The 9,664-nt window shown below is 73.5% G+C and carries 11 protein-coding genes; 7 read left to right on the forward strand and 4 right to left on the reverse strand.

From position 1 onward, the window contains the following. Positions 1-788: FAD-dependent oxidoreductase (locus GT030_RS23090; protein ID WP_161202728.1), on the reverse strand; the 788-nt coding region annotated here is incomplete at its 3' end. Between the two features lie 190 nt (positions 789-978). Here GT030_RS23090 and trxA point away from each other — a divergent pair. Next, entirely contained in the window at positions 979-1,371 is a 393-nt protein-coding gene (gene trxA / locus GT030_RS23095; RefSeq protein WP_161202729.1) for a thioredoxin, read from the forward strand. Position 1,372: 1 nt separating this feature from the next. On the opposite strand, the gene GT030_RS23100 is transcribed toward trxA, so the two are convergent. Then, the gene (locus GT030_RS23100; RefSeq protein ID WP_161202730.1) at positions 1,373-2,371 is read right to left on the reverse strand and encodes a LacI family DNA-binding transcriptional regulator; all 999 of its coding nucleotides are present in this window, start codon (positions 2,369-2,371) and stop codon (positions 1,373-1,375) included. 163 nt (positions 2,372-2,534) lie between these two features. On the opposite strand from GT030_RS23100, the gene GT030_RS23105 reads away from it, so the two are divergent. Both GT030_RS23105 and GT030_RS23110 read left to right on the forward strand, forming a co-directional pair. Then, positions 2,535-3,200, forward strand: a complete 666-nt coding sequence (locus GT030_RS23105) for a TetR/AcrR family transcriptional regulator (protein ID WP_161202731.1) — start codon at positions 2,535-2,537, stop codon at positions 3,198-3,200. Between the two features lie 17 nt (positions 3,201-3,217). Beyond that, positions 3,218-4,387: an NAD(P)/FAD-dependent oxidoreductase gene (locus GT030_RS23110; RefSeq protein WP_161202732.1), complete on the forward strand. Its 1,170-nt coding sequence runs from the start codon at positions 3,218-3,220 to the stop codon at positions 4,385-4,387. Here GT030_RS23110 and GT030_RS23115 read toward each other — a convergent pair. Beyond that, positions 4,299-5,042, reverse strand: a complete 744-nt coding sequence (locus GT030_RS23115) for a TetR/AcrR family transcriptional regulator (RefSeq protein ID WP_161202733.1) — start codon at positions 5,040-5,042, stop codon at positions 4,299-4,301. The genes GT030_RS23110 and GT030_RS23115 overlap by 89 nt on opposite strands. 102 nt (positions 5,043-5,144) lie before the next feature. Here GT030_RS23115 and GT030_RS23120 point away from each other — a divergent pair, with 102 nt between their 5' ends. Continuing rightward, positions 5,145-5,708 (forward strand): NAD(P)H-dependent oxidoreductase, encoded by a 564-nt coding sequence (locus tag GT030_RS23120; RefSeq protein ID WP_161202734.1) that lies wholly within the window; start codon positions 5,145-5,147, stop codon positions 5,706-5,708. A gap of 60 nt (positions 5,709-5,768) precedes the next feature. Here GT030_RS23120 and GT030_RS23125 read toward each other — a convergent pair whose 3' ends face one another. Continuing rightward, positions 5,769-6,737, reverse strand: a complete 969-nt coding sequence (locus GT030_RS23125) for an SDR family NAD(P)-dependent oxidoreductase (RefSeq protein ID WP_161202735.1) — start codon at positions 6,735-6,737, stop codon at positions 5,769-5,771. Between the two features lie 134 nt (positions 6,738-6,871). Between GT030_RS23125 and GT030_RS23130 the strand changes: the two genes are divergently transcribed. The 3 genes from GT030_RS23130 to GT030_RS23140 form a co-directional block, all read left to right on the forward strand. Then, positions 6,872-7,858 carry an alpha/beta hydrolase gene (locus GT030_RS23130; RefSeq protein WP_161202736.1) on the forward strand — a complete coding sequence of 329 codons (987 nt, stop codon included), beginning with the start codon at positions 6,872-6,874 and terminating at the stop codon, positions 7,856-7,858. Positions 7,859-7,904: 46 nt separating this feature from the next. Further along, positions 7,905-8,351, forward strand: coding sequence for a type II toxin-antitoxin system PemK/MazF family toxin (locus tag GT030_RS23135; RefSeq protein ID WP_086696410.1), 447 nt, complete (start codon positions 7,905-7,907; stop codon positions 8,349-8,351). Positions 8,352-8,725: 374 nt separating this feature from the next. Then, the coding region (locus GT030_RS23140; protein WP_161202737.1) for a glutamate-cysteine ligase family protein at positions 8,726-9,664 on the forward strand (939 nt) is incomplete at its 3' end.

The following is a 9,664-nucleotide window of genomic DNA, read 5'->3' on the forward strand; positions in this document are numbered from 1 at the left end:
TCGATGCGCGCACCGTCGCCGGTGACGGCCACGACGGTGCCGTTCTCGCGGCTGACGGACTCGACGGAGGTGCCGGTGCGCACGTCCACGCCCGCCTCGGTGAGCGCCTGCGCGACCAGTTCCCCGGCGAACGGCTCCATCCGGCTGAGCAGGCCCTTGCCCCGGACCAGCAACGTGACCTGCGAGCCGAGCGCCTGCCAGGCGGTGGCCATCTCGGTGGCGACGACACCGCCGCCGACCACGATCAGCCGGCCCGGCACGGTCTGCGAGCTGGTCGCCTCCCGGCTGGTCCAGGGCCGTACTTCGTCGAGGCCGGGCAGGCCGGGGAGCTGGGCGCGGGTGCCGGTGGCGACGACCACCGCCTGCCGGGCGGTGAGCGTGGTGACCGTGCCGTCCTCGGCGGTGACCGTGACCGTGCGGGGGCCGGCGAGGCGGCCGTGGCCCCGGTGGAGCGCGATCCCGGTGCCCTCCAGCCAGTGAACCTGGCCGTCGTCCTTCCAGTGGGAGGCGAAGTCGTCGCGGCGGGCGAGCACCGCGCGGGCGTCGAGCGGGCCCTGGTTGGCGGGGGCGAGACCGGGGAGGCGGCGGGCGTCGGCCTGGGCGATGACCGGCCTGAGCAGCGCCTTGCTGGGCATGCAGGCCCAGTACGAGCACTCACCGCCCACCAGCTCGTTCTCCACGATCGCGGTGCTGAGCCCGGCCGCGTGGGCGCGGTCGGCGGCGTTCTCCCCCACGGGCCCGGCCCCGAGCACCACGACGTCGTACGCGATGGTTTCCGTTTCCGTCATGCGGCCAGTGTGGTGGGTGGGCGTCCCGGAGGCCACATGATCCGGGCCCGGGAGTGCCGGAAGGTTTCCTTGAGGGGAAGCTGTAGGGGACGGACGCGGGGAAGACGGGGCACTACGGCCGGAATAGGCACCGTGGCGGGCATGTTTCCGCCGGTGGCACTACCTCCACACCAGGAAGAGGGATCACACCATGAGCGGCACCGTGGAGCTGACCAAGGAGAACTTCGACCAGACGGTGGCGGACAACGAGTTCGTTCTCATCGACTTCTGGGCCGACTGGTGCGGACCGTGCAAGCAGTTCGCGCCGGTGTACGAGAAGGCGGCCGAGGAGAACCCCGACCTGGTGTTCGCCAAGGTCGACACCGAGGCCCAGCCGGAGCTGGCGCAGGCGTTCGGCATCCAGTCGATCCCCACGCTGATGATCGTCCGCGACCAGGTGGCGATCTTCGCGCAGCCGGGCGCGCTGCCCGAGCCCGCGCTCACGGACGTCATCGACCAGGCCCGCAAGCTGGACATGGACGAGGTCCGCAAGGACATCGCGGCCCAGGGCCAGGGCGAGGACCGGCAGCCCGGCGGCGAGTGACCTAGCTCGACGCCCGGTGGATCAGCGTGGCGTCCAGCACGGTGCGGACCTCGGGTTCGGCGCCGGGCCGGCGTACGGCGTGATCGACCAGTTCGGCGAGTTCGCGGCCGGAGGGCAGTTCGAGGCGGACGGTGCTGAGCCGGGGTCGTAGCAGGCGGCCGAGCATCAGGTCGTCGGCGCCGACCACGGCGATGTCCGCCGGGACGCGCAGCCCCGCGTCCTGCAGGGCGCGCATCAGGAGCATCGCGTACTCGTCGTTGTGTGCGAAGACGGCGTCGAGGCCCAACTCGGGCAGCCGGGCGGCCAGTTCACTGGCCGCCCGTTCCGTGTACGCGAGGGGCAAGCCGGTCACGGTCGCGTCGGTGCCCTGGAGGGCGCGGCGGACGCCGTCGAGGCGGGGGTGGGAGTAGAACTCCAGGCCGGGTTCCTCGGGGAGAATCACCCCGAGGCGGCGGCGGCCCCGGTCGTAGAGGTGTGCGGCGGCGCGGTGACCGACGACGGTGTGGTCCATCAGCAGGGCGTGCGCACCCTCGACGGGTGTGGGCCCGAGGGTCACCACGGCGCGGGCACCGGCCCTCTTGAGCACCGCTACCCCGTGCGGGCCGAGCCCGGAGCCGGGAGCGAGGACGGCGACGGGGCGTAACTCGGCCCAGGCACGGGCGGCTTCGTCGCCCTGGCCGACGGCGCCGTGCTGGACGACGGTGTAGTCGAGCCGGCCGAGAGCGGCCTGGAGTTCGCCGAGGAAGCGGTGATGGAGGGGGCCCACCGGGACGGCCGGGGCGGGCATCAGGACCATGCGGCTGTGTCCGGCGCGCAGGGTGCGGGCGGCGGCGTGGGGCACGTACCCGAGTTCCCGGGCGGCGGCGTGGACGCGGCGGCGGGTGGGCTCGCTGATCCGTACGGCGTCGGTGTCGTTGAGGACGTAGGACACGGTCGCGCGCGAGACGCCCGCCAGGCGGGCCACGTCGGCGCTCGTGGGCGTGTTCGGTATCTGCACCATGACAGAGCGCATCCTGGCAGAGGCCGCGGGGGCGGCCTCGGGCGGGGCGAGGTCGTACAGGACTGGACGAAAGCACGACGCTGGCTGGCGAACATACGACACGGCTGGCGAACATGTTCGCCACGAACTTGTTCGGAGCGAACACGTTCGTTACTGTCGAGCCATGACCCCACCTCCCCCCGGCTCCCGCAGGGAGCGACCCGCCAAGCCCGCCCTCACCCGAGAGGGCATCGTGGCCGCCGCGCTGGCCGTCCTGCGCGCCGAGGGGCTGCGCAAGGTGACCATGCGGCGGCTGGCCCAGGAACTCGACACCGGCCCGGCCTCGCTCTACGTCTACGTCCGCAACACCCACGAACTGCACGCGGCCGTGCTGGACGAACTGCTCGGCACCCTCCCGCCCGTCTCCGCCGAGGGCACGTGGCGGGAGCGCCTGGAGCAAGTGCTCACCTCCTGTACGGCGATGCTGCTGGCCCACCCCGAACTGGCGCGCTCCGCGCTGACCGCGCGGCCGAGCGGGCCGCACTACCTGAACCTGATCGAGACCCTGCTCGCACTGCTCGCCGAGGGCGGGGTGCCGCGCGATCGGGCGGCCTGGGGTGTCGACCTGCTGCTCCAGCACGCCACCGCGACCGCCGCCGAGCATGCCGGCGAGGAGCCGGCGGACGACTGGCAGAACCTGATCGGCACCTTGCGCGAGGTGTCCGAGCGGACCCACCCGCACATCGCGGGCAGCGCCGATGTGCTGCTCTCGGGCACACCCGAGAACCGGCTCTCGTGGGCCTTCCAGACCCTGATCAACGGCATCGAGCGGACCGCCGTACCCGAATGAGCCACCAGGAGACCTCCATGACCGGAACCACCACCCCGCTCCCCCACCACCCGATAGCCGTGATCGGCGCCGGACTCGGCGGACTCACGCTCGCGCGGGTGTTGTACGCGCACGGCGTCGAGGCGGCGGTGTTCGACCTCGACGCCTCGGCGGAGGCGCGGACACAGGGCGGGATGCTCGACATCCACGACGACACCGGGCAGGAGGCGCTGCGCGCGGCCGGGCTGCACGAGGCGTTCCTCGCACGGGTCCACGCGGGCGGCCAGGCCACCCGTGTCCTGGACCGGCACGCCGAGGTGCACTGGTCGCAGGCGGACGACGGCACGGGCGGCCGCCCCGAGATCGACCGGGGCGAACTGCGCGCGCTGCTGCTGGAGTCACTGCCCGAGGGGCTCATCCGCTGGGGCGCCAAGGTGACCGGCGCCCGTGCGCTGGACGGCGGCCGGCACGAGGTGACGCTCGCCGACGGCACCGCCTTCACCACCGGCCTGCTCATCGGCGCGGACGGCGCGTGGTCGCGGGTGCGGCCGCTGGTGTCGGACGCGGTGCCCGTCTACACCGGGGTGTCCTTCGTGGAGGCGGACCTGCACTCGGCCGACACCCGGCACCCGGTCGGCGCCCAACTGGTCGGCGGCGGCATGCTGTTCGCCCTCGGTGCCGGCCGCGGCTTCCTGGCGCACCGGGAGCCGGACGGCAGCCTGCACGTGTACGCCGCCGTCGAGGCCCCGGAGAAGTGGCTGGACGGCATCGACTTCACCGACACCGAGGCGGCCGCGCGGACGGTGCTCAAGGAGTTCGACGGCTGGCACGAGGATCTGCGGGCCCTGGTCGCGGACGCCGACGCGCCCCTGGTCCCCCGCCGCATCCACGCCCTCACCGTCGGCCACCGCTGGCCGCGCACGCCGGGCGTCACCCTCCTCGGCGACGCGGCCCACCTGATGTCCCCGTTCGCCGGCGAGGGCGCCAACCTGGCCCTGACCGACGGCGCCGGCCTGGCCCGCGCCCTCCTCTCCCACCCCGGCGACGCGGAGGCCGCGCTCGCCGCCTACGAGGAGCGGATGTTCCCGCGCGCCGAGCACTCGGCCGCGGACTCGGCCCTCATGGGCGGGATGCTGTTCCGGCCGGACGCGCCGGAGCGGCTGTCGGCGATGTTCGCGGGGCACCAGCCGTGGGCCGGGCAGCGGTGATCCGGTCGGCCAGGTCGCACCAGCCCGCCTCCACCCGCGCCATCGGCATGCCGAGCTGGCGGGTCAGATGGTGGATCAGGGCCGGGTCCAGGTAGGCCAGCAGGACCGGGACGAGGAGTTCGCAGTCCTCGCCGGGCAGCAGTTGGCGCAGCAGCACCAGCAGGTGGGCGCGCATGGCCTGGTTGGAGGGGTGCAGATGGCGCCGGGTGGGCTCGGGCAGCGCGGCCAGTTGCAGGTCGAGCTGGTCGGCGCAGAGGTGCAGCACCGCGACACCGAAGGCGTGCAGCCGCTCGCGCGGGGGTGCGCCGGGCCCCAGCGGGGGCGGGCCGGCGAGGAAGTCGGCCTGGAGCCGGGCGGAGGAGTGGTCCAGCAGGGCGGTGAGGAGCCCGGTGCGGTCGCCGAAGCGGCGGAAGACGGTGCCCTTGCCGACCTTGGCCGCGGTGGCGACGGCCTCCATGGTCACCCCGGCCACCCCGTGCTCGGCGATCAGCCGGGCGGCGGCCTCCAGCAGCCGGGCCCGGTTGCGGGCGGCGTCGGCGCGCAGGCACGGCTCCTCGGGGCCCGTGCCGACCTCCAGCAACCGGGTTGTGTCGACGGGCTCCTCAGGCTGCGGGCAGGGCGGCAGGGCGCTGGACATGAAGACAGCGTAAAGCATGGGGAACAAAACTGGACCCCGGTCCGGTTAGGGTGGTAGAAAATTAAACGGACCCCGGTCCGGATCGTTTCCAGCGTGTTTCACCACCCCTTGGAGTACCTCATGTCCGTTCGCATCCTCGCGCTCGTCGGCAGCCTCCGCGCCGGTTCGCACAACCGCCAGCTCGCCGAGGCGGCCGCCAAGCTCGCCCCCGAGGGCGCCGAGGTCGTGATCTACGAGGGTCTGGCCGACGTTCCGTTCTACAACGAGGACACCGACGTCGAGGGCCAGGTCCCGGCCGCCGCCGCCGAGCTGCGTGCCGCCGCCCAGGCCGCCGACGCGTTCCTCGTCTTCTCCCCCGAGTACAACGGCACGATGCCGGCCGTGCTGAAGAACGCCATCGACTGGCTGTCCCGCCCCTACGGCGCCGGCGCCTTCGGCGGCAAGCCCGTCGCCGTCATCGGCACCGCCTTCGGCCAGTACGGCGGCGTGTGGGCGCAGGACGACACCCGCAAGGCCGTGGGCATCGCGGGCGGCAAGGTGATCGAGGACATCAAGCTCTCCATCCCCGGCTCCGTGACCCGCTTCGCCGAGACCCACCCGTCCGACGACGCCGAGGTCGCCGGCCAGCTGACCGAGGTCGTCTCCCGCCTCCACGGCACCGTGGGCGACGTCATCGCCGCCTGACCTTTCGTACGCGAGAGGGCCGGAGTCCACTGGGCTCCGGCCCTCTCGCGCGTGCTGGACCTACTTGGCGAACGCGTCCACTCCCGTCAGCTCCGCCGACAGGGTCCACAGGCGGGCCGCCTGTCCGGGGTCGGTGGCCCAGTCCTTGACGCCGGTCCAGGTGCCGTCCTCCGGGGCGGGCTCGGCGACGTCGCAGTCCTCCAGGTACAGGCCGCCCAGACCGTCGAGCCGGGGCGAGGTCGCGGCCCAGACCTGGGTGGCCGCTCCCTGCTCCGGGGTCTTGAAGCCGGCCGGGTTCAGCGGATTGCCCTGCTCGTCGATCCAGCCGCGCTCGACCATCTCCTCCTTGGGCAGGTGCCGCTGGAGCGGGGTCATGATGCCGCCGGGGTGGAGCGAGAAGGCCCGGACACCGAAGTCCCGGCCCAGGGTGTCGAGCTGGAGGGCGAACAGCGCGTTGGCCGTCTTGGCCTGGCCGTACGCCTGCCACTTGTCGTAGCCCTCGGTCCACTGGACGTCGTCCCAGCGGACCGGCGAGAGGTGGTGGCCGCGCGAGGACACCGAGACGACGCGGGCGCCGTCACCGGAGGCGAGCGCCGGCCAGAGCCGGTTGGCGAGGGCGTAGTGGCCGAGGTGGTTGGTGGCGAACTGCGTCTCCCAGCCGGGCCCGACCCGCGTCTCCGGGCAGGCCATGATCCCGGCGTTGCCGATGAGGAGGTCGATGCCGCGGCCGGACGCCAGGAACCGCTCGGCAAAGCCGCGCACGCTGTCCAGGTCGCCGAGGTCCAGCTCGTCCACCTCGACGTGTCCGATCCCGGCCAGCTCCTGTCGGGCGACTTCCGGACGCCGGGCCGGGACGACCACATGGGCGCCCGCCCCGGCCAGCGCGCGCGTGGTCTCCAGACCGAGCCCCGAGTAGCCGCCGGTGACGATCGCCAGCCTGCCCGTGAGGTCGATGCCCCGCAGGACCTCGTCGGCGGTGCTGTCCGCGCCGAAACCCGAACCGATCTTGTGCTGTGCAGGAGTGCTCATGCCCGGAACGCTACGAATTGGAGTGCTCTCGAAGTCAAGCGGTGCACAAGGACGCGCCGGGAACCTGCGCCGGGAGGCCCGCGCACCGATCCTGGAGAGGTGAATCGCCCGCGAGGGAGGGAAGGGGCACGATCATGACCATGGACCCGCCGCCGTTCGACCCGGAACTCGCCGCCGCTCTGGAACCGCTCAAGGACGCGATGGATCCGGGCCTGACCCCGGACGGCATCGAGGCGGCGCGGGAGAACGCCGCCATGGAGGTGTTCGGCTCGCTGGACCTCACCATGGACGGCGCCTTCGAGGTCGAGGACCGCGAGGTGCCGGGCCCGCCGGGCGCCCCGGACGTCTCCCTGTACATCTGCCGCCCCGCCGCCGCCACCCCCGGCGCCCGGCTGCCGGTGATCTACTACGTGCACGGCGGCGGCATGATCCTCGGCACCAACCGCGCGGGCGTGGACGCACCGCTGTCCCTCGCGCTGGATCTGGGCGGCGCGGTGGTCGTCTCCGTGGAGTACCGGCTCGCCCCCGAGCATCCGCATCCGGCGCCGGTGGAGGACGTGTACGCCGGGCTGCTGTGGACGGCGGAGCACGCGAAGGAGCTGGGCGGCGACCCGGAGCGGATCGTCCTCGCGGGCGCCAGCGCCGGCGGCGGCCTGGCGGCCGCCGTGGCCCTGATGCTGCGGGACCGCCAAGGCCCGCCCGTGCTGGGGCAGTTGCTCAGGTATCCGATGCTGGACGACCGCAACGACACCCCTTCCAGCCGGCAGATGGCGGGCGTCGGCGTCTGGGACCGCACCGCCAACGAGACCGGCTGGAACGCCCTGCTGGGCGAGCGCCGGGGCGGCCCGGACGTCTCCCCGTACGCCGCCCCCGCCCGCGCCACCGATCTCGCCGGGCTGCCCCCGGCCTTCCTCGACGTGGGCTCGGCGGAGACCTTCCGGGACGAGGTGGTGGAGTACGCGTCCCGGATCTGGCGGAGCGGCGGGGTGGCCGAACTCCACGTCTGGCCGGGCGGCTTCCACGGTTTCGACGCCTTCGCGCCCGGGGCGGCCCTCTCGAAGGCGGCTCGCGCGGCCCAACTGGGCTGGCTGGAGCGGCTGCTCGCCGACCGGACGGAATAAACCCCGAAGCCCTGCGGGCCGTTGGCCGGCCGTTAGGGTGCACGGCGTGAGCACGTACAGCGAAGAGAACGTCCCCGGCCGCTTCGGCCCCCACGCCACCACCGAGGCCGACCCGCGCCAGGTCGGCCCGGTCGCCACGGAGTACACGCCCGAGCGTGACGGCGACCCCGATCCGGGCGAGATCGTCTGGACCTGGGTGCCGTTCGAGGAGAACGACGGCCGGGGCAAGGACCGCCCGGTGCTGGTCGTCGCGCGAGAGGCCGCCGGCACCTTCCTCGCCGTGCAGCTGTCCAGCAAGGAGCACGACGGCGAGCGGGAGTGGGTGGCGATAGGCCAGGGCCCCTGGGATCGCACCGGCCGCGACTCCTGGGTGTCCGTGGAGCGGGTGCTGCGGCTGCACGACGACGGCATGCGCCGGGAGGCGTGCGCGCTGGACCGCATGCGCTTCAACCTCGTCCGGCAGCGGCTGTACGAGCGCTACGGCTGGACCTGACCGCTTCGCAAGGCCCTCCCCCGCCGGGGCGGGCCTTGCGCGTGCTCGCGGGGGACTCACCCGGTCGGAGCAGCCCCGCCCGGACCGCCCCCGAGCCCTCCTGAGCTGCCTGAACCGCCTCCGCTCACCGCTCTCCCCGCCGTGCCCCCACGCGCCGCCGGGGTAATGCTGGTGGGGTGCCGCGAAGGCGCCCGGAACCCGGTCACACCCGGTACGGGAGGAAACGCGCGAGGAGACGGAGATGAACGATCCCGGACGTCCCACTGGGCGCTCTTGTGCGATTCGGTGCGAGGGTCTTGGGTGGAATGCGTCTCTGCCCGGCACACGCCCGGCCGGGCTCCGTCGGCACGCTGGAATCCCAGGAGAACACCGACATGTCTGACGCATCGAGTGGTGACTGTACGGAGCACCACTGCACGAAACACGACTGCACCCGGCACCGCGCGGCGGTCACGGAGGCGGAGGTGGACGCCCTGATCCGGGGCATCTGCTTCAAGACCGGCCCGCCCCGCACCCTCGGGGTGGAGGTGGAATGGCTGGTCCGTGACCCGGAGCGGCCCTGGCTCCCCGTACCGCCCGAACGGCTCGAAGCGGCCCACGCGGCCGTGCGCACCGTCCCCCTGGACTCGCCGCTCACGGTCGAGCCCGGCGGCCAGTTGGAGCTCAGCTCGCTGCCCGCCGCCTCCCTGACGGAGTGCGTCACCTCCGTCTCCGCCGACCTGACCGCGGTCCGCAAGGTCCTCGCCGGGCACGGCCTCGCCCTCCTCGGCGTCGGCCACGATCCCTGGCAGGAGCCCCGCCGCTTCCTCCGTGAACCCCGCTACGACGCCATGGAGGCGTGCCTGGACCGCACCGGACGGGCCGGCCGCCACATGATGTGCGCCTCGGCCTCCGTGCAGGTCTGCGTGGACGCCGGGTACGAGGAGCCGGGCCCGCTGGGCTACGAACGGCGCTGGTGGCTGGCGCACCAGCTCGGCGCGGTCCTGGTGGCCGCGTTCGCCAACTCCCCGCTCGCGTCACGCCGGCCCACCGGCTGGTGCTCCACCCGGCAGCTCCACTGGATGGAGATCGGCCCCGGCCGGGCCGGGGCTCCCCCGACCGACGGCGAACCGCGGGCCGACTGGGCCCGGCACGTGCTGGACTCCCCGGTGATGTGCGTCCGCCGCGACGAGGGCCCCTGGGACGTGCCGGAGGGGCTGACCTTCCGCGAGTGGACCCGGTCGCGGGCCCCGCGCCCGCCCACCCGCGCGGATCTCGACTACCACCTGACCACTCTGTTCCCGCCGGTCAGGCCGCGCGGTCATCTGGAGCTG

The organism is Streptomyces sp. SID1328 (assembly GCF_009865595.1).
GTDB classification, from domain to species: domain Bacteria; phylum Actinomycetota; class Actinomycetes; order Streptomycetales; family Streptomycetaceae; genus Streptomyces; species Streptomyces griseoluteus.

Bases quoted from the DNA above. Each gene is read 5' to 3' on its own strand.
- trxA (WP_161202729.1), top strand. From the start codon at position 979: ATGAGCGGCACCGTGGAGCTGACCAAGGAGAACTTCGACCAGACGGTG.
- GT030_RS23100 (WP_161202730.1), bottom strand. From the start codon at position 2,371: ATGGTGCAGATACCGAACACGCCCACGAGCGCCGACGTGGCCCGCCTG.
- GT030_RS23105 (WP_161202731.1), top strand. From the start codon at position 2,535: ATGACCCCACCTCCCCCCGGCTCCCGCAGGGAGCGACCCGCCAAGCCC.
- GT030_RS23110 (WP_161202732.1), top strand. From the start codon at position 3,218: ATGACCGGAACCACCACCCCGCTCCCCCACCACCCGATAGCCGTGATC.
- GT030_RS23115 (WP_161202733.1), bottom strand. From the start codon at position 5,042: ATGCTTTACGCTGTCTTCATGTCCAGCGCCCTGCCGCCCTGCCCGCAG.
- GT030_RS23120 (WP_161202734.1), top strand. From the start codon at position 5,145: ATGTCCGTTCGCATCCTCGCGCTCGTCGGCAGCCTCCGCGCCGGTTCG.
- GT030_RS23125 (WP_161202735.1), bottom strand. From the start codon at position 6,737: ATGAGCACTCCTGCACAGCACAAGATCGGTTCGGGTTTCGGCGCGGAC.
- GT030_RS23130 (WP_161202736.1), top strand. From the start codon at position 6,872: ATGACCATGGACCCGCCGCCGTTCGACCCGGAACTCGCCGCCGCTCTG.